Origin of the sequence: Amycolatopsis sp. EV170708-02-1, assembly GCF_022479115.1 — a bacterium.
In the GTDB taxonomy this organism is placed as follows: Bacteria; Actinomycetota; Actinomycetes; order Mycobacteriales; family Pseudonocardiaceae; genus Amycolatopsis.
This window is the reverse complement of the sequence record NZ_CP092497.1, coordinates 8,266,366-8,285,001: the sequence shown is the minus strand read 5'-3', so window position 1 is coordinate 8,285,001 and position 18,636 is coordinate 8,266,366. Positions and strand designations below refer to the sequence as shown.

Genomic DNA, 18,636 nt, shown 5'->3' with positions numbered 1-18,636 from the left:
CTGCCGGCCCTGGGGGCACCCAGGCGACCGGATCGCGTTTAGCCCGCTAACTGCGTTCTGGGGCCGCAGGCACCCGCTGCCGCCCGGATCGCGTTTAGCCCGCTAAACGCAGGTCGGCGGGCGCGGGCACCTCGGCGGCCCCGGATCGCGATTAGGGGGCTAAACGCAGGTCGGCACCGGGGGCGGAGCAAGGCGAAGGCCCCGGCGAGGGGCCGGGGCCTTCGGAGTGGGGTGGAGCGTCAGCGGCGCCGCTAGCGGCGGCTCTTGCGCAGCGAAGCGGCGAGCAGCAGGACACCGACGAAGATCGCCCCGCCCGCCATGACCCACCGGAAGTCGAACTGCGGGAGCCACGAGGAGCCGTCCGACAGGACGTAAGCCGACACCAGCAGCGTCGCGATCCCGACGAACAGGGTGATGGCGTCCACCCCGCGCTTCGCGGGCTGAGCCGACTGGGTCTGCGCGTTGTCGTAGTCGTACTCAGCCACGACGCACCTCCACGTTCCCGACACCGTTCTCGACCTTCACGGTGATCTTCTGTCCGTTGGTGCCCGGCGACGTGAAGTCGACGACCTCCTCGCCGACCCCCGAGCGGGACTGGCCGAGGCAGTCGATGTCGCCCGCACCCGTCTCGCAGGAGACCTTCACTTCGGCTCCGGCCGGGACGAGCACGGTCGAGCTGCCCGCGCCGTTGGTGACCTTCGTGGACACCGAAGCGCCCGCCGGCAACTTGGTCAGGTCGATATCGATGTCCCCCGCCGAACGGTGGTACTCCGGCAGCACCTCGGACACCTGGACGGGCGTCGCCTTCAGATCGCCGACGCCACCCTTCACGGAGAAGTTCTCGAACGGCACCGTGGTCAGCGCCATCCCGACGATCGCCAGCGGCACCGCGAGCCCGATCAGCCCGCGACCGCCCCGCACGAACGAACCGGCCACCAGGCCGATGCCGATCACCCCCAAGGTGAGTCCGACGACGTGTTGCGGGGTGAACCACGCCTCGCCGTCCAGCCCCAGGACGGTGCCGACCCCGGCGACCAGTACGGCGATCCCGAAGGTCGCGACACCGATCTTCGACTTACGACCGCGGGGCGCAGGCGGCGCAGGAGGTGGCGGAGGAGTCTGCGGCGGCAGCCCGCCGGACGGCGAAGCGTTCGGCAGATCCCAAGCGGACGGGTCGGCCGCGAGCGGGTCCCAGCCGCCCTCGGTCGTCGTCGAGGTGGAAGCGGCCGACGCCATCGAGAACGCGGCGGCGGGCTGAGCCGGGGTGGGCATCGACGGCCGGTTGAACTGACCGCGGTTGCGGTGCAGCAGGTACAGCGCGACGGCCATCAGCGCGAAACCGATCAGCCCGGTGCCGTCGGTCATCCAGCCGCCGCTCAAGGTCCAGGTGAGACCGGGGAACAGCAGGATCAGCAGCATCACCGCGAACGCGGGCGAACTCGACGCGCGCCCCCGGCCGATCAGGCCCTCGAACGCGGAAACGGGGTCGCCCTCCTGCGGCAGGAACAGCCAGCCCAGCAGATAGACGAAGACGCCGAACCCGCCGAACACCGTCGCGGCGACCAGCGCGACACGGACCACGGTCGGGTCGATGCCGTACCGGTAGCCGATGCCCGCGGCGACACCGGCGAATTTGCGGCCCGCCACCGGGCGGACCGGCCTGCTCCGCCAGAAATCCTTGACGGTCTCCTCGAAGCCGGCCGCGGGGCCGCGCTTCGGAACGTGTGTCTCACTCCCACTCATGCCACAAAGAATGCGCCCCGGCGGGCCCTCACCACATCCGGGAACTCCCCTGAGGTTTCCCCCAGCGGGAAGAGTCAGGGGTTTCCCCGATGGATCAGTACTCCACTCCATGTGACCATGGAGAACGTGCAGGAATCCGCCCCCAACGACCTCGCCGAGCAGGTGAAGCCGACGATCATCGAGCGCCCTCCGGTGCCCGTTCCCGGCAGCCTGTCCCCGGCACCGTTCGAGCCGCCCAAGATGTATCGCCGCCGTTCCGGCCGTGCCATCGCGGGTGTCGCCGGCGGCCTCGCCGACCACCTCGGCGTCAAGGTGCTCTGGGTCCGGACCGCGTTCGCGTTGCTGGCCGCCCTGAACGGCGCGGGTCTGCTCGCGTACGGCCTGCTCTGGGTGTTCGTCCAGCAGCAATCCGGCGAGGTCGAGCCGGAGAAATCCGCGCCGAAGGAGAAGCAGCAGGCCTTCGGGCTCATGGCGCTGGGTGTCGGCCTCGCCGTCGCCAGCGGCACGCTGACCGGCCTGATCAGCGGCTGGGTCGCGATCCCGCTGGCGCTGGCGATGATCGGTGCGGCCGTCGTCTGGCGCGAGGCCGACGAGTCGCAGCGGCGGCGTTGGCGCATCAGTGCCAAGGGCGGGGTGGCCACGGCATTCCTCGGCGGCGGGGGCTGGTCGGCCGCGATCCGCGTGGTCGCCGGGGTCGCGCTGGTGATGACCGGCATCGGCGTCGTCGTCCTGGAGAGCGGCAGCATCGACCAGGTCAAGTTCGCGCTGGTCGCCGTGATCGCGACGCTGTTCGGCGTCGCCGTGCTGACCGTCCCGTTCTGGCTGCGCCTGGTCCGCGACCTGTCCGACGAGCGCACCGCCCGCATCCGCACCGACGAACGCGCCGAGATCGCCGCGCATCTGCACGACTCGGTCCTCCAGACCCTCGCGTTGATCCAGAAGCAGGCCGAATCGCCGCGCGAGGTCGCCAGGCTCGCGCGCGGCCAGGAACGTGAGCTGCGTGGCTGGCTGTACGGGCCGTCGGGGTACGGCAAGAGCAAGAAGACCGAGGAAGAGGCCGTCGGCGGTCAGCTGTCCGAGGTGCTCGCGGCCGCGTGCGGCGAGGTCGAGGACGCGTTCGCGATCTCGGTGCAGCAGGTCGTCGTGGGGGAGGCGACGCTGAACGAGCCGCTGACCGCGTTGGTCCAGGCGGCGCGCGAAGCGATCGTCAACGCAGCCAAGCACGCAGGTGTCGACGAGGTCAGCGTGTACGCCGAAGTCGAGCCGACCGCGGTGACGGTTTTCGTGCGCGACCGGGGCAAGGGGTTCGACCCCGACGTCGTGCCGAGCGATCGGCACGGGCTCGCCGATTCCATCCGGGGGCGGATGGAGCGGCACGGCGGGAAGCTGAAACTGCGTACCGCACCGGGTGAAGGAACCGAGGTTCAGCTGGAGATGCCGGTCAAGGCGGGGAAGGGCGCGGCGTGAGGTCGCTATGCTCACGGGACAGGGCGAGCGAGGGAGCATCGTGACGGAGAACCAGCAGACGCGGGAGCCGGTCAAGGTCTTCCTCGTCGACGACCACGCGCTCTTCCGCGCGGGCGTGCGCACCGAACTGGACTCGATCACCGACGACGTCCGCGTGGTCGGTGAGGCGGGCTCGGTGGCCGAGGCGGTCGCGGGTATCGCCCGGACCAAACCGCAGGTTGTGCTGCTCGACGTGCACATGCCGGACGGCGGTGGCGCCGAGGTGCTGCGCCGGGTCCGGCCGGAACTGCCGGACGTCGTGTTCCTCGCGCTGTCGGTCTCCGACGCCGCGGAGGACGTGATCGCCGTGATCCGCGCGGGGGCGCGGGGGTATGTCACGAAGACGATCTCGTCGAAAGAGCTCGTGCGCGCGGTCGTGCGGGTCTCGGACGGGGACGCGGTGTTCTCACCGCGGCTGGCCGGGTTCGTGCTCGACGCCTTCGCCGACCGGCCGGGTTCCGCGCCGATCAGCGACCCGGATCTCGACCTGCTCACCCCGCGCGAGCGTGACGTGCTGCGGCTGCTCGCGCGCGGGTACGCGTACAAGGAGATCGCGTCGGAGCTGTTCATCTCGGTGAAGACCGTCGAGACCCATGTGTCGAGCGTTCTGCGGAAGACACAGCTTTCGAACCGGTACGAGCTTTCCCGCTGGGCTTCCGACCGGCGTCTCGTCTAGGTGGCGCCTGTTCTCCTCGGCCTGGTGGCCGTGTTCTTCCTGGGCATGGGGCTGCTCGGGCTCGCCGCGCCGAAGCGGCTGATCCGGCCGTTCGGCATCTCGCTGGAGTCGGCGACGGCGCGGACCGAGGTGCGGGCCGTCTACGGCGGCTTCGGGGTGGCTGTCGCGGCGCTGCTCGGGTTCGCGGCTTTCGACGTCGGCGGGATACAGCGGGGCGTCGCGATCGCGGTGGCCGTCGCGCTCGGCGGGATGGCCTTCGGGCGGCTGGTCGCGCGGTTCGCGGAACGACCCGAGCGGTTCTATCCGAGCTGGCTCTACTTCTGGGTCGAGATCGTTCTCGCCGCCATGCTCACCCTCGCGGCCCTGGCACCCTGACGCCCTGACCTGCGTTTAGCGGGCTAAACGCGATCCGGCGAGCCCCCAGGCCCCACCGCATCGCGATTAGCCCGCGAAACGCAGGTCAGCGGAATTCGTGGGTGACCTCGATCTTCCCCACGATGTGCGTGTTGAACTCGGCGAGGTCCTCGGCCGGGACCCAGAGCTCCAGGATCGTCTTCCCGCCCGCCTGCTGGACGGGGTACCGCTCGACGAACGCGGTCTCGACCTCGAACCGCGTCACGAAGCCCGCGCCGCTGTGGCGCACGTTCCAGTCACGGGCGATCTTGATCGCGTAGTCCTCGTTCAGCACGGGGTAGAAGATCGGCTGCTCCGGCAGTCTCGGCGGCCACTCGCGCCAGCCCGACTCGCGGACGAGGTCGAGCTCGACGGGGCCGGTGGGACGCCACAGCGTCGTCGTGTCCGTCATGGCGCGACCTTATCGGCGGCGGCCAAAGGGCGCTCGACCTGCGGAGTGGTAGCAAAGGTCCCTTGCTCCCTCGGGCGGAGCCGGGTCAGCGCGACCCCGCCCAGCACGACGACCATCCCGGCGATCACCCGCAGGTTCAGCGGCTCGCCCAGGAACACCGCGCCGAGCAGCACCGAGACCACCGGCAGCAGGTAGCCGACGATCGACGCCGCCACGGCACCCTCGCTCGCGAGGAGCTGGTAGTTCAGCGCGAACGCGATCCCGGTCGACCCGATCCCGAGGATCACCACCGCGATGACCGCGCCGGCGCTCAGGTGCACCGGTTCGAAACCGCCCATCGGCATCGCGAGCACCAGGAACCCGGTCGCCAGCAGCATCTGCCCGCCGGCCAGCGACATCGGCGAGTCGCCGGTGCCGGTGAGGTACTTGCCCTCGTAGACGAACGCGAAACCGTAGCTCGCCGCCGCCGCGAGGCACGCCAGCGCGCCCCAGCTCAGCAGGCCGGAGGCCTCCCAGGGCGCGAAGATCAGGAGGATTCCCGCGAGCCCGACGACGAGCCCGGTGACCCGCACCGCGGTCATCTTCGTCCGCGCGCCCATCATCGGAGCGGCCAGCAGCACCCACAGCGGCGTCGTCGAGTTCAGCACGCCGGTGATCCCCGAATCGACGGTCAGCTCACCCCACGCGAACAGCAGGAACGGCAACGCGTTGTGGAAGAACGCCGCGACGGCCAGGTGTCCCCAGATCCGCCGTCCCGACGGCAGCCTGTCCCGGCCGAGATAGCAGAGCCCGATCAGCACCGCCGCGCCGAGCGCCACCCGCGCCAGCACCAGCTGCACCGGCGTGAACGCGCCGAGCCCCAGTTTGATCCAGAAGAAACTCGATCCCCACATGAGCGCCAGCGCGCCGATCCGCAGCAGGGTCTTCGTCTCGCCCACCCCAGTCCTCCTTAAGTGCCTGGCCCAGCTTCGCGGGGCCGACGCATAAGGACAAGCGAAAATAACTGCAGGGAGCCTTAAGAAGAACTGTACGATCGGGGCATGCTGGACGTCCGCCGCATGCAGGTCCTCCGAGCCGTGATCAGCAGTGGTTCGATCACCGCCGCCGCCCGGAATCTCGGCTACACACCTTCCGCGATCAGCCAGCAATTGTCCACCCTGGAAAGGGAAGCCGGCGTCGAACTGCTCGAACGCGTCGGCCGCGGCGTGCGCCCGACGCCCGCCGGTTCGCTGCTGTCCGAACACGCGGAAACGCTGAGCACACAGCTCGCCAAGGCCGAAGCCGCGCTCACCGAACTCAAGGAAGGCCGCACGGGCAGGCTCGCGATCCGCTATTTCGCCACGGCCGGCGCCTCGCTGGTGCCTTTGGCCGTCGCCGCGCTGCGCCGCGACTTCCCTGGCGTCCGCCTCGACCTGAAACTGGTCGAGCCCGACGATTCGTTGCCCGAGATCGAGTCGGGCAAGGCCGACGTCGCGATGATCGTGCTCCCCAGCAGCACTCCCCGGATCAAAGGCGTCGAGTACATCCACCTCCTCGACGACCCGTACCGCGCGATCCTGCCGAAGAACCACCGGCTCGCCCGCAAACGCGTGCTCGATCTCGGCGAGCTCGCGGAAGATCCGTGGGTCGGCGTCGACGGCCTTCCGGGCGCCTGCCGCGACATCCTGCTCGACGCCTGCGGCGCGGCCGGATTCGCCCCGAACCATGTCGTCGAATCCGAGGATTACCAGACGGCACAAGGGTTCGTGGCCGCCGGGCTCGGTGTCGCGCTGATCCCGGAACTCGGCCTCGGCGCGCCGCATCCCGGCGTCGCCATCCGCAAGGTCCGCCGCCCGGATCCGGTGCGGTCCATCCACGCCGCCGTCGCCGCGCACGCCAGGGAACACCCCGCGGTGCGCCGGTTCCTCGGCGCGATCCGCGAAGGGGCCGGACAGGTAAGCGGGACTGGCCGAGTGGGCACGAAAACCGGCTGAGCTTGATCAGCCGCGCCGGCGGTCGACAACCTGGCAGGGAAGCCACATTCCCGCCGGCGAAAGGACTTCCGTGCGTCCCCTGATCGTCCTGCACGGCTCTTGGCACCAGCCCGCCCATTTCGACGACGTCGTCGGACGCCTGCGCCGGGAAGGCGTCGAAGTCACCGTCCCCGACCTCGGCGCGCGCCCGATCGCCGAAACCACCCGGACCGTCCAGGAAATCGTCGACAAGGCGGCCGAGCCACCGGTCGTGCTCGGGCACTCCTTCGGCGGCCTGACCGCCAGCGGCCTCCAGGGCGCGGCGCACCTGATCTACCTGGCCGCGATCGTCAGCGAGCCGGGTGAAACCGCGCAGTACTGGATCGAGCGGACCAGAGAGGAAACCGGCCGCGAACCCCAGCAGCTGCCCTTGATCTTCGACGACGAAGGCTGGACCCATCTCGACCTCGCCGCCGTCCGCGAGGCCATGTACGCCGACTGCACGGACGCCGTCGCCGAGCGCGCCATGGCCCTGCTGCGTCCCGAGCCCGTCACGATCTTCGACGAGTCGCCGGAAGGGGCGGCGTGGAAGGACACCCCGACCACGTACATCACCTGCACCGAAGACCGGGCGCTCGTCCCGGAAATGGTCGCCCACTTCGCTGACCGCTGCGAGACGACGGTGACCTGGCGGGCGAGCCACAGCCCGTACCTCAGCCGCCCCGTCGAACTGGCGACGCTGGTCCTCGAGCGGCTCTAGATCAGGAACAGCTCGGCGAACAGCACACCGATGAGGATCGCGGCGATCACGGCGCCCGCCGTGATCAGCCACTTCCGGGTGTCCGGCGATTTCGCGGCCGCCGGCGCGGCGGGAGCGTACTGCTGCGTCGGCGGCGCGTACTGCGGCTGCGGCGGCTGATACTGCTGCGGCTGGTGCTGGGGGAACTGCGGAACCGGCTGCTGCATCGGCTGCTGCGTCGGGATCGGCATCGAGGCCGGGACCGTCGGCATCGCGGGGGCGGTCGGCGGGATGAACGCCGTCTGCCGCCCCTCGGTGATCGCGTTCAGGGAGCGCACCGTGTCGGCCATCGTCGGCCGCGCGTCCGGCTCCGCCCGCAGCATCTTGCGCAGCGCGCCGGCCAGCGGCCCGGCGGTCTGCGGCGGCCGTTCCGAGGACTCGCCGTCCTCACCGAACGGCGGCACCCCCTCGACGGCCGTGTACAGCGTCGCGCCCAGCGAGAACACGTCGGACGCCGAAGTCGCCGGTTCACCGCGCGCCACCTCGGGCGCCCGGTACGCGGGGCTCGCGCCGCCACCGGTGATGCCGATGTCGGTGAGCTTCACGCCGCCGTCGTCGGCCAGCAGGACCGTGCCCGGCTCGACCGTCCGGTGCACCACCCCGGCCTCGTGCATCGCGGCCAGCGCGCGGCCGAGCACGATGCCCAGCCCGGCGGCCTGTTCCGCGGTCAGCCTGCCGTGCTCGGCGAGGAAGGTCGCCATCCCGCGGGACGGGATGTACTCCATCACCAGCCACACGTCCGGCCCGTCGGGCAGCACGTCGTACACCTTGATGGCGGTGGCGTGCTCGAACTTGGCCGCGTCCTTGCCCTCTTGGACGACGACGGCCTTCGCCTGCTCCGCCCGGTCCGGCGGCAGGCCGACGGGCAGATACATGCGCTTCATCGCGACCGTGCGCAGCAGACGGGTGTCGAACGCCAGCCACACGATGCCCGCCCGGCCCCGCCCGATGGGCTGGTCCAGGCGGTATCGGCCACCGACGATGGAACCTTCAGAACTCAATTGCAGCCTCGGATCATGTGCCAGCCGGGGTCGATGTCGGTGTCTCCGTGTTGGTCGGAGTCGTCGGTGTGGTCGGGGTCGTTGTCTTCGTCGGCGTCGTTTTGGTCGGTGTCTGCTTCGAGCTGGTCGGCCGATCCGGCTCATCCGTCTGGCTCGCCTTGGTCGACGTCTTCTTCGACGAAGTCGTCTCCTTGGGCGGCTCGGCCGACTGCGTCTCCGTCGGCGTTTCCGTCGTCTCCGGAGCCGAAGACGTCGCCGAAGGAGTCGGCTTCGGAGACGAGTTCCCCACCTGCGCGGGCGTCTCCGGGTTGTTCGGGGTCAGCAGCCAGAAGCCCAGCGCGGCCAGCGCCACGACCACGACCCCGCCGATGATCGCGGGCTTCTTCCACGCGCCCGGCTTCTCGTCGTCCTCGTCCACCGGGCTGGTCTGCGCGCGGGTGGGCGGCGGCGGGGCGGGTCGTCGTAGTCGTCGTCGTAGGGATCGTCGTCGTAGTCGCCCGCGGGGATCGGGACGGCGCGCGTCGGCGCGGGGCCGCCGCCGGGGTGGCCGCGTTCGGCCAGCAACGCCGTCTCGTCGTAGTTGTCGTACCCGTCGTAGTCGTCTTCCGGGTATCCCGACGCGGGCGGCTGGTGGTAGTCGTCCTCGTCGTCGTAGTACGAACCGGCCGCGGCCTGATCGTCGAGGAGCGAACCCGAGTGCCCGGCGGCCTCGCTGTCGAGCGCCTGGGTCACGCCGCCGCCGACGAGCGCACCCGCGATGGGCGCGGCGAGCACGGTGTCGTCGGCGGGGCCGCCCAGCGGCGTTTCACCCCGCGCGACGGCGGCGAGAAGCTCTTCGCACTCTTCGGCGGTGGGCCGGTGCCGCACCTCCGGGTGCAGCAGCACGGCCAGCACGCTGGCGAGCGGGCCGGACTGGCGCGGCGGGATGATCTGCCCGGCCGCGACCGCGTGCAGGAGGCTCAGCGTGTTCTCGCTGAGGCCGAACGGCGGCTGGCCTTCGCAAGCGGCGTAGAGCGTCGAGCCGAGCGAGAAGACGTCCGACTCCGGGCCGGGGTCGCCGCCGATGGCCACCTCGGGCGCCAGATAGGCGGGGGTTCCGGCGATCATCCCGGTTTTCGTGACCGTGACGTCGTCCTTGGCCCGCGAGATGCCGAAGTCGGTGATCTTCACGGTGCCGTTGGGCGCCAGCAGGATGTTGCCGGGCTTGATGTCGCGGTGCACGATGCCGACCGCGTGCGCCTCGGTCAGCGCCGCCGCGACCTGCGCGCCGATCCGCGCGACCTCCGTCGGCGGCAGCGTCCGCTCCTCCTGCAGCACCTGGGCGAGGCTCGTGGAGTTCAGGTACTCCATGATCAGGCACGGCTGGCCGTTGTCGTCGGTGACGACGTCGAACACCGAGATGGCGTTCGGGTGGTGCAGTCTCGCGGCGATCCGTCCTTCGCGCATCGTGCGCTGGCGGGCGTCTTCGGCGTCGTGAGCCTCAAGACCTGGTTGCAGCAGCAATTGCTTGATCGCCACCGTGCGGCCGAGTACCTCGTCGTGCGCTTGCCACACGGCCCCCATCGCGCCCGTGCCGATCCGCCCGGCGATGCGATATCGACCGGCGACCAGGCGACCCTCGTCGCTCACGCGACCTCCCTTTGGGCTCCGTCTTCACGTCGCGGAGTCGTCCGCGCACGCGGTGCGGCCTTCAGCACGCCACAGCGTTGGAGCGTATGCACATGTAGTGGTCTGTGTGCCGGCTTTTCCGAGACCGACTCGTGACAAGGCTAGGCGCTCACTCTGCGCACACACACGCGGCACACTCTGATCGCCCTGGGTGGAGGGCTGTTACACGCGGGGTGTCCGTCACATGTGCTGCGCGGACAGCAGCCGCGCGTCGGTGATCAGGCCGGTCGTCTCGTCGGCGAATTCCAGTACCTGGGTGACCCGGAGCAGGCCGCCCTCCGGGTTGCGCATGGTCACCACGGCGAGGATGGTGCCGTCGGCCTGTTCGCGGATGTCCTGGATCTGGATGGCGTCCATCGCGCTCCAGGCCTCGATCAGCCTGCCCGCTTCGGATTCGGCCAGCACCGGCGTGATCAGCGACATCGCGCCGCCGGGATCGGCGTCGACGGTCTGGTAGAACTTCCGGACCGCGTCGATCTTGTCCTCGACCGTGCTGACCGCGGCCGGTTTGGAGACCGGCTGCGAAGCGGTGCCGCCGGACGAGGAACTCTGCCGGGGGAGCGAGCCCGAACCGGTGCCCGAAGAAGGCTGGGCCTTCGTGCTGGTGTCCGACGTCGTCGGCGTCTCCTGCTTCCGCTGCGGCTCGGTGGAGTCCGGGACGGCGAGCCCGCCGAGCGCGGCGGCTCCGCTCATCGTCTCGGGTGCGGCGGCGCCCGGCACCGTGCCCTCCCGCTCGGTGCCCGCGAGCACGCCCGCGGTGACGACGGCGCCCGCGACCAGCAGTCCGGCGGCGACCAGCCCGGCCAGTTTGGCCCGCCGGGCGGTGCGGCTTTCCGGCTCGTCTTCCTCCGGCTCGGGCCGCGGCGCGGGCTCTTCACGGGTGCGCGCGGGTACGAACTTCTGCGGCTCGCGGAAGACCTGCTCGAGATACTCGCGGTCGACGCGGGTGTCGTTCAGGATCTCTTCCGGGATGACGTCCTCGACACGTACGGCGTCCTCACGCCGTATGCGCTGTCGATCAAGCACGAAATTCCTCGCTCTGGTCCGGGGCAGGCACTGGGCCGTTCGGCCGATGCCTTTGGTCCGCGCGGCCGTCTTCTGAACGGTGCGGACCCTGCAGTCGTCAGGTAACCCTGTGCGGACGGTGCACGGCCAGGCTCTATCGCCGGAATGCCGTCGCGATACGACGAACGGCAGCTTAGGTCACCCACCCGGACCAGGGATGACCGCTCAACGCACCGCACGTGCAGAGGAACTGGACACTTGCACGTGCGTGGTGCCCTACATGCCGTCGTCGATGATCTTCTCGTCGTCACCGAAGGTGAACGTGCGCTGCTCCATGGTCTTCGTGCCGTCTTTGTGGGTGACTTCGACGGTGTTGACCGTGACGCCCCGGCGCTGGTCGATGCTGACCTTCTTCACCTCGAAGTAGGCGACGTCGGCGTAGCGCTCACGAAGGCCCTGAGCACCTTGTTCACCCAGGCTGCCGGAGGTCACCGAGGACGCCTCTTGGGGGTCGGTGGTGACGGAGTTGAGGAAGATCTCGGTGTTGTCGCCCATCGCCTGCGCGTCCGGCTGCTGCGCGTACCAGGGGGAGGTCGTCGTGGTGCGGTCGGCGGGCACGACCGGCGGCTTCTGCGGCCGGTGGCTCGACGACGGCGCGGGGCCGGACGTGACCGGGCCGCCCGAGTCGGGCTGCGACGAGCCGGTCCCGGTGCTGTCACTGTCCGACGAGGTGCCGGAATTGCTGGAACTGCGGTCGTCCCTGGTGGAGGAATCGGTCTCGGATTCGGACGGGTTGCCCGCCGCACCGCCCTGCGGCGGGGTGGCCGGATGGCCGGCGAGACCGTCCTGGGTCAGCGGGCTTCCGCCGCGGTATCCGGGCCAGCCGCCTTGGCTCTGCTGCTCCGGGAGCGGCTTGCCGACCAGGAACGAACCGGCGAAGAGCAGGCCGACCACGACCAGCGCGGACGCCGCCGCCGCGAACCAGGCGGCCTTGCGCCAGGTCTTGGGCGGGGTCACCGAGGCGGGCACCGAGCCGAGGTCGAAGGTGCTCAGGCCGTCGACGGGCGGGGCGACGTAGACACGGACGTCGCTGTCGTCGATCTCCGCGGGCTCGGGGCGGCGGGGGGAAGGGGCGGTCAGCGTCACCTTCGTGCGCTGGACGGCCTTGGCGCGCCGCTCCTCGACGGGGGACAAGGCGGGTTCGGTCAACGAGACCTCGACGCGGGCAGGGCGTGCTGGGTGCTCTACGGGTATCTCGCGAGCGGGCTGGGGGAGCGGCAGGTGGCCGCTCGATGGGGCGTAGCCGGGGCTCGGCGCCCTCCTGTTCCGCGGTGGCGGCAAAGGAAGGGAACCGGTGGAGGGCGGGGCGAACTCGCGGTGCGCGTGATGCCCGTGCCCGGTCGGGCGTTGCCGCCTCGGCGGCACCGGCGGTGTCCAGCTCTCGGCGCCGCCCGCCCGGTGACGACCTGTCTGTGTGGTGCCGTTGCGTCCCTGGTGTTCCGCCCAGCCGTTCATGTCCGAGCGACCCCCTGACGGGCCTGCCCTGACGGCGATGTGACACCGGTTAAGCCGAACGGAGCAGCGGTTTCACGGGATCCCTCGCTTGCAGACTCCCGGGCACTCTCGTGAGCAAATGCACGCGCATACGACTGGGGGCGCGCGGGGCCGTCGCCCCCGCGCGCCATGCGGGCATCGCCCGACCCAGACGCAAGGGTCCTCACGAGGTCCACACTAAAAGTTCGACACCCGCAAGTCTTCACCCACTCTGCAAGTTGCAGATGTTTCACTCGGTCGGGTGCGGCCGAACGGGCCCCGGTGACGTAACGCTGTGCTATCGGCGCTGGTGGCGTCGCTCAGTTGCCGCTGCGGTACTTCTGCTGGGTCGATTGCAGGGCTTTCGTGGCGGTGATTCCGCTACCCGCTGCAAGCAGAATCGCGATGACGTCGAGCGTCGTTCCCCCACTCGTGAGCAGCCAGGCGAAAAGCGAGGCCGCGGTGGTACCGGCCGCGATCGGCCAGCGCGTCTTGACGTACTGGGCGACGGGAGTGCCGCCCGCGCGCTTACCCGCCGCGCTGTTCAGCATGGCGAGGTAACCGACATGGCCCAATGCCGCCAGGACACCGGCGATCGCGATGATCACGGCGATGAGGTTAATCATGTGTCCAGTTTGCCTGGTCCCGAGCCGTCGTGGCTCGGGGAACACCCTGAGTTCCGCCTCACGCCGCTGGATCGTGACGTGGCCGGATCGCGTTTAGCGGGCTAAACGCGATCCGGAGGCGGCGTGGGGGAGCAAGGGACCTTTGCTACTGCGATCCGGGTCCGCCGCGGGAGCAGGGGACCTTTGCTACCGCTTACCGCCCCAGCCTGCCGCGCCCCAGGTTGAGCAGGGCCATCGCCAGCTGCCGCCCCTCCGGGCCGAGTTCGCGGTAGCGCGCGAGCACGTCCATCTCGCGGTTGTAGACGATCCTGGTGCCGCCCGCGGCCATCCTGGCCGCACCGATCGTCTTGGAGACTTCGACGCGGCGTTTGACCAGCCGCAGGATCTCGCCGTCGAGGAAGTCGATCTCCTTGCGGAGCTCACCGATCTCTTCGGCCGTGGCGGTGGGTTCTTCGGCGTCCGGCTTCTGTGTGGTGTTCATCGGGACCTTTCTTCGGTCCGGATTCCCATGCTGGCCCCCGGAACAGCGTAAAGCCCCGGGGTCCGTGGACTCCGGGGCTTCGGTGATGGCATTTCGGCACTATGCGATCACGGGAGCCGGAGTCCGGGTCCCGTAAAAAAATCGCGTCGCGTGGTGCCGCATGCCGGTCATTATGCCACAGCGACGCCGTCCTCCGGCTTGAAGCGGCGCCGCGCTCCGCGGACGCGGGCGTGCACGAGGACGCTCATGGCCAGCCAGAACATCGGCATCGCCGGCCAGAAGAACGGCACCCCGGAGCTCGCCCAGCGGGCGATCAGCAGCACCGAAAGCACGACGGCGACCGCGAGGTGGATCCGCACCGCCGGATGGCCGAAGACGACCGGACGCCGCTTCGGGGCGGGTTTCGGCAGATCCGAGGTGAGCGCGGCGAGGTCGTCCGTGTACTTGGCGGAATACACGGCGCTCAGCCGGTCTTCCACCTCTTCGAGAGTGAGACGGCCTTCACCGCCGGCGGCCTGGATGCGGGTGGCGACCCGCTCCCGGTCGGCGTCGGCGGCCCTGAGCCTGGAGGGAATTCCGTTGGTGTCCATGGCATCCGATCCTCTGCCGCGAACACCGCCCGCGCGTCGGACGGCAGGCGGCAACACCGGCTACGCCCGGCGCTGTAGCGTGGACCGGCGATGAACACCCTCTTCGATCTCCCAGCGGACGGTCCGGCCAAGCCCCGGCACTCGGACCTGCTCGACGACCTGAACCCGGCGCAGCGCGAGGCCGTGACCCACGCGGGCTCGCCGCTGCTGGTCGTCGCGGGCGCGGGTTCGGGCAAGACCCGGGTGCTGACCCGCCGGATCGCGTACCTGCTGGCCGAACGGGACGTGCACCCCGGCCAGATCATGGCGATCACGTTCACCAACAAGGCGGCCGCGGAGATGCGGGAGCGGGTGAGCGACCTCGTCGGCCGCCGCGCGAACGCCATGTGGGTGTCGACGTTCCACTCCATGTGCGTGCGGATCCTGCGCCGTGAGGCCAAAACGCTGGAGATGTCGTCGAGTTTCTCGATCTACGACTCGGACGACACGAAGCGGCTCATCACCCTCGTCGCCCGTGATCTCGACATCGACCCGAAGAAGTACGCGGCGCGCACGCTGGCCGTGCACATCTCGAACCTCAAGAACGAATTGATCGATCCGGAGACGGCGGTCGCCGACGCGGGCAACGACCTCGAACGCCGCGTCGCCGAGGTGTACGTCGAGTACCAGCGGCGGTTGAACCAGGCCAACGCGTTCGACTTCGACGACCTCATCATGCGGACGGTCGAACTCCTGCAGACGTATCCGGACGTCGCGGAGTACTACCGGCGGCGCTTCCGGCACGTGCTGGTCGACGAGTACCAGGACACGAACCACGCGCAGTACACGCTGGTCCGCGAACTGGTCGGCACCGAGGCGAACGAGGCCGGGATCGAGCCGGCCGAGCTGTGCGTCGTGGGTGACGCGGACCAGTCGATCTACGCCTTCCGCGGCGCGACGATCCGCAACATCGAGGAATTCGAACGCGACTTCCCGAACGCGCGGACCGTGCTGCTGGAACAGAACTACCGCTCCACCCAGACGATCCTGAACGCGGCGAACGCGGTCATCGCGCGAAACCCGAACAGGCGCGCGAAGCGGCTGTGGACCGATTCGGGGGACGGCGAGAAGATCGTCGGCTACGTCGCGGACAACGAGCACGACGAAGCGGCGTTCGTCGCGGGCGAGATCGACGCGCTGGCGGACAAGGGCGAAGCGGACTACTCCGACGTCGCCGTCTTCTACCGCACCAACAACCAGTCCCGTGTCTTCGAAGAGATCTTCATCCGCCTCGGCCTGCCGTACAAGGTCGTCGGCGGGGTGCGGTTCTACGAGCGGCGCGAGGTCCGCGACATGCTCGCGTACCTGAGGGTGCTGGCGAACCCGGAGGACACGGTCAGCCTGCGCCGCATCCTCAACGTCCCCAAACGCGGCATCGGAGACCGTGCCGAAGCCGTCATCGCGACGTACGCCGAGCGCGAGCGCATCTCGTTCGCGCAGGCGTTGCGCGGCGCGGTCAACGGCGAGGTGCCGTTGCTGAACCCGCGCTCCGCCAAGGCGATCACCGGTTTCGTCGAGCTGATGGACGAGCTCGGCGAGGTCGTCGAGAGCGGCGCGGAAGTCGCCGACATCCTCGAAGCGGTCCTGGAGCGCACCGGTTATCGGACGGAACTCGAGGAGTCCGACGACCCGCAGGACGCGTCGCGGGTGGAGAACCTGACGGAACTCGTCACCGTCGCGCGGGAGTTCACCGAATTCACCGCCGAGGTCGCCGGTCCGGAGGGCGAACTGCCGGAGGCCGAGCCGGGTGTGCCGGAGCCGGGCTCGCTGCCCGCGTTCCTGGAGCGGGTCTCCCTGGTGGCCGACGCGGATTCGGTCCCGTCGCCCGACGGCGGCGATGACGGCGAAGGGCACGACGCGGGCGTGGTCACGTTGATGACCGTGCACACCGCGAAGGGCCTGGAGTACCCGGTCGTCTTCGGAACGGGCTGGGAAGACGGGATCTTCCCGCATATGCGTGCGCTCGGTGACCCCACGGAGCTGGCCGAAGAGCGACGTCTCGCCTACGTCGCGATCACGCGGGCGAGGAAGAGGCTGTACGTCTCCCGTTCGATGGTGCGCTCGGCCTGGGGCCAGCCGCAGATGAACCCGGCTTCGCGGTTCCTCGACGAGCTTCCCGCCGACCTGGTGGATTGGCGCAGGCTCGCGCCTTCCCCCTCTTCCGGTGGCTTCGGTTCGTCGGGCGGATCGCCGCGGGCCGCGACGACCTGGGGCAGCCGGGGCGGTGGCGGCGGCTCGTCGTCGAGGGCGGCGAGCACGAGTCCGTTCGGCAAGGGCTGGAAGGACACCGTCGCGCTCAAGCTCGACGTCGGCGACAGGGTCAGCCACGACAAGTACGGGCTCGGCACGGTCGTCGCCTGCGACGGCGCGGGCCCGCGTGCCACGGCGACGATCGATTTCGGTGCCGCCGGCAAGGTCCGGCTGATGCTGATCGGCAGCGTCCCGATGGTCAAACTCTAGCCCCGGCCTGCGGTTTCTTCCTCGCGTCCGAAAACTGTCGGACCCTTCCCGTATACCTGTGCCATCGAACACGAGTTCGATGCGCTGGGGTAAGCTGGACGAGCCGGTGTGCCCCGATCAGAGGGAGGGGGCACACGGTGTGGACGGGGTCTTGTTTGGGGTTCTCTCGAGTGGGGTACTCGAGTACCTGCGGGGTGTTGAAAAAGGGGCGGGTCCGGATCGGGGTCCGGAGCCGCCGGAAGTGCTCAGGCTGGTCGCGGCCTGGCGCGCGTTACTGCGGACGCACGAACCGGACGGGGCCGGACGGTGTGTCGTATGCGGGCACGCGCGGCGATGGCTGTTCGGGCCGCGATCAGCCGGGTACCGGAATCCCTCTCGAAGACTTTTCGCCGGATGGCGGCCGATCGAACGGCGCCCGGCCGGTCTCTGCACGGTCTGGCAGGTCGCCGTGGGGTACTTCGTCCGGAAGCTGCCGGACGGCGTCGCCTGAGCGCTTTGAGGGCCCGGAAGACCACACGGGCTCCGCGCCAGCGGATCTACGACGCTTCGTGATGCCCTCGAAGGGGGAAGCGGAGGTCCAGAAGGCGCGCCTGAGCGTCATTGCCCGGCGCGCCCTCGTCACAGACGGGATCACCGGTGTGGTGATGAGTGGTGATACGGGGAAGAGCGGGGCTCGATCAGCCGACGCTCACGCCACGGGCGGCGAGCCACGGGCGCGGGTCGATCTTCTTCGTGCCGTTCTGCCACACCTCGAAGTGCAGGTGCGGGCCGGTGCTCTGGCCGCGGTTGCCGACCTCGGCGATCTCCTCGCCGCACTTGACCTTCTGGCCTTCGCGGACGGAGAACGAGTTCATGTGGCCGTAGACGTGGACGGTGCCGTCGGCGAGCTGGACCTTGACCCAGAGGCCGAAACCGCTGGCCGGGCCGGCTTCGATGACCGTGCCGTCGGAGGCCGCGACGATCGGCGTGCCGATCGGGGCCGCGAGGTCGATGCCGAGGTGGCTCGTGCCCCACCGGGCGCCGAAGCCCGAGGTGAAGGTGCCCTTGGTCGGCATGCAGGTCTTGGGCCGCTTGGCCTCTTCTTCGGCCTTGCGGGCCGCTTCGGCCTCACGCTTCACACGGGCCTGGGTGATGCTGTTGTTGTCCGAGAGCTTCTGGGCCTCGGCGGAGGCGTTCGTCGACTGGCTCGTCGGCAGCAGTTCGGGTGCGCCACCACCGGCTCCGCCACCGAGGGCGAACGAGGCGCTCGCGTCCTGGGTGCTGGCCAGCGGGGTGACGGCGGCGTCGGAGGATTCCGAAACGGACTTCAGGGTCTGCCCGGCAGCGGCGGCCGCGAAGGCGCCGGCAGCGACGGCTGCGACCACGACACGGCCACGAAGGGCCGAAGACGGGGGCGACAGGCGGTGCGAGCCCCGGACGCGAACGACCGCACCATCGAGTGCGTTCTCGAGCGCCGGGGAAGGAGCTTGGCCGCCGGGGGAGCGGTGTGAAGCCAAGACGGGGCCTTCCGTGTTCGGGGAGTCGGATCAAGAGCCCGGGCGGGGGAACCCGGTGAACGACCTCGGGGGTGGTTCGTTCGGTGCTCTCATTCGTGATCTGACTGTAATGGGGACCCCGGGACAGTAACGAAGCGGCACCCAGGTCAGCAAGATCTGACGGCGCTCTCGGCCGATCGGGCGACGGAGATCTGGCCGTTGTCCAGTAAGGATTACCCAAAGTTAAGCCAGGTTTACTCACAACCGTGTGACTTGC

General features: G+C 69.7%; 18 protein-coding genes and 1 pseudogene. 7 read left to right on the top strand and 12 right to left on the bottom strand.

What is annotated here, in order from left to right:
* Positions 1-251 precede the first annotated feature (251 nt).
* Both MJQ72_RS37660 and MJQ72_RS37655 read right to left on the bottom strand, forming a co-directional pair.
* Complete coding sequence (locus MJQ72_RS37660; protein WP_240595760.1) at positions 252-485, bottom strand: hypothetical protein; 234 nt, start codon at positions 483-485, stop codon at positions 252-254.
* The gene (locus tag MJQ72_RS37655; RefSeq protein ID WP_240595759.1) at positions 478-1,743 is read right to left on the bottom strand and encodes a PspC domain-containing protein; all 1,266 of its coding nucleotides are present in this window, start codon (positions 1,741-1,743) and stop codon (positions 478-480) included. The genes MJQ72_RS37660 and MJQ72_RS37655 overlap by 8 nt, the downstream gene beginning before the upstream one ends.
* 111 nt (positions 1,744-1,854) lie before the next feature.
* Here MJQ72_RS37655 and MJQ72_RS37650 point away from each other — a divergent pair, with 111 nt between their 5' ends.
* From MJQ72_RS37650 to MJQ72_RS37640, 3 genes are read left to right on the top strand one after another with little or no spacing between them, the layout of a single operon-like run.
* The gene (locus MJQ72_RS37650; protein ID WP_240595758.1) at positions 1,855-3,210 is read left to right on the top strand and encodes an ATP-binding protein; all 1,356 of its coding nucleotides are present in this window, start codon (positions 1,855-1,857) and stop codon (positions 3,208-3,210) included.
* A 7-nt stretch (positions 3,211-3,217) separates the two neighbouring features.
* On the top strand, positions 3,218-3,925 hold the full coding sequence (locus MJQ72_RS37645; RefSeq protein WP_085939730.1) for a response regulator transcription factor: 708 nt from the start codon (positions 3,218-3,220) through the stop codon (positions 3,923-3,925).
* Positions 3,926-4,300, top strand: coding sequence for a DUF4345 domain-containing protein (locus tag MJQ72_RS37640; protein WP_240595757.1), 375 nt, complete (start codon positions 3,926-3,928; stop codon positions 4,298-4,300).
* A gap of 85 nt (positions 4,301-4,385) precedes the next feature.
* On the opposite strand, the gene MJQ72_RS37635 is transcribed toward MJQ72_RS37640, so the two are convergent.
* Both MJQ72_RS37635 and MJQ72_RS37630 read right to left on the bottom strand, forming a co-directional pair.
* On the bottom strand, positions 4,386-4,730 hold the full coding sequence (locus tag MJQ72_RS37635) for a hypothetical protein (protein ID WP_240595756.1): 345 nt from the start codon (positions 4,728-4,730) through the stop codon (positions 4,386-4,388).
* The gene (locus MJQ72_RS37630) at positions 4,727-5,668 is read right to left on the bottom strand and encodes a DMT family transporter (protein ID WP_240595755.1); all 942 of its coding nucleotides are present in this window, start codon (positions 5,666-5,668) and stop codon (positions 4,727-4,729) included. Before MJQ72_RS37630 ends, MJQ72_RS37635 begins: the two co-directional genes overlap by 4 nt.
* Before the next feature lie 102 nt (positions 5,669-5,770).
* Here MJQ72_RS37630 and MJQ72_RS37625 point away from each other — a divergent pair, with 102 nt between their 5' ends.
* On the top strand, positions 5,771-6,703 hold the full coding sequence (locus MJQ72_RS37625) for a LysR family transcriptional regulator (RefSeq protein WP_240595754.1): 933 nt from the start codon (positions 5,771-5,773) through the stop codon (positions 6,701-6,703).
* Between the two features lie 70 nt (positions 6,704-6,773).
* Positions 6,774-7,442 carry an alpha/beta hydrolase gene (locus MJQ72_RS37620; RefSeq protein ID WP_240595753.1) on the top strand — a complete coding sequence of 223 codons (669 nt, stop codon included), beginning with the start codon at positions 6,774-6,776 and terminating at the stop codon, positions 7,440-7,442.
* On the opposite strand, the gene MJQ72_RS37615 is transcribed toward MJQ72_RS37620, so the two are convergent.
* The 7 genes and pseudogenes from MJQ72_RS37615 to MJQ72_RS37585 all read right to left on the bottom strand — a co-directional run bounded on the left by MJQ72_RS37615 (position 7,439) and on the right by MJQ72_RS37585 (position 14,385).
* Complete coding sequence (locus MJQ72_RS37615; protein WP_240595752.1) at positions 7,439-8,482, bottom strand: serine/threonine-protein kinase; 1,044 nt, start codon at positions 8,480-8,482, stop codon at positions 7,439-7,441. The two genes, MJQ72_RS37620 and MJQ72_RS37615, sit on opposite strands and share 4 nt — an antisense overlap.
* Positions 8,483-8,495: 13 nt before the next feature.
* A pseudogene (locus MJQ72_RS37610) lies at positions 8,496-10,111 on the bottom strand (serine/threonine-protein kinase).
* A gap of 219 nt (positions 10,112-10,330) precedes the next feature.
* The gene (locus tag MJQ72_RS37605) at positions 10,331-11,176 is read right to left on the bottom strand and encodes a hypothetical protein (RefSeq protein ID WP_240595751.1); all 846 of its coding nucleotides are present in this window, start codon (positions 11,174-11,176) and stop codon (positions 10,331-10,333) included.
* Positions 11,177-11,431: 255 nt separating this feature from the next.
* Positions 11,432-12,364, bottom strand: a complete 933-nt coding sequence (locus MJQ72_RS37600; protein ID WP_240595750.1) for a hypothetical protein — start codon at positions 12,362-12,364, stop codon at positions 11,432-11,434.
* Between the two features lie 644 nt (positions 12,365-13,008).
* Entirely contained in the window at positions 13,009-13,314 is a 306-nt protein-coding gene (locus MJQ72_RS37595) for a hypothetical protein (RefSeq protein ID WP_016331190.1), read from the bottom strand.
* A gap of 193 nt (positions 13,315-13,507) precedes the next feature.
* Positions 13,508-13,795 carry a chorismate mutase gene (locus MJQ72_RS37590; protein WP_016331191.1) on the bottom strand — a complete coding sequence of 96 codons (288 nt, stop codon included), beginning with the start codon at positions 13,793-13,795 and terminating at the stop codon, positions 13,508-13,510.
* Positions 13,796-13,965: 170 nt separating this feature from the next.
* On the bottom strand, positions 13,966-14,385 hold the full coding sequence (locus MJQ72_RS37585) for a DUF1707 domain-containing protein (RefSeq protein WP_240595749.1): 420 nt from the start codon (positions 14,383-14,385) through the stop codon (positions 13,966-13,968).
* Positions 14,386-14,475: 90 nt separating this feature from the next.
* Between MJQ72_RS37585 and pcrA the strand changes: the two genes are divergently transcribed.
* Positions 14,476-16,884, top strand: a complete 2,409-nt coding sequence (pcrA, locus tag MJQ72_RS37580) for a DNA helicase PcrA (RefSeq protein ID WP_240595748.1) — start codon at positions 14,476-14,478, stop codon at positions 16,882-16,884.
* A 241-nt stretch (positions 16,885-17,125) separates the two neighbouring features.
* Complete coding sequence (locus MJQ72_RS37575) at positions 17,126-17,374, top strand: hypothetical protein (protein ID WP_240595747.1); 249 nt, start codon at positions 17,126-17,128, stop codon at positions 17,372-17,374.
* A 187-nt stretch (positions 17,375-17,561) separates the two neighbouring features.
* On the opposite strand, the gene MJQ72_RS37570 is transcribed toward MJQ72_RS37575, so the two are convergent.
* A complete protein-coding gene (locus MJQ72_RS37570) occupies positions 17,562-18,248 on the bottom strand; it encodes a M23 family metallopeptidase (RefSeq protein WP_038519612.1) in 687 nt (228 codons plus the stop codon).
* Between the last annotated feature and the right edge of the window lie 388 nt (positions 18,249-18,636).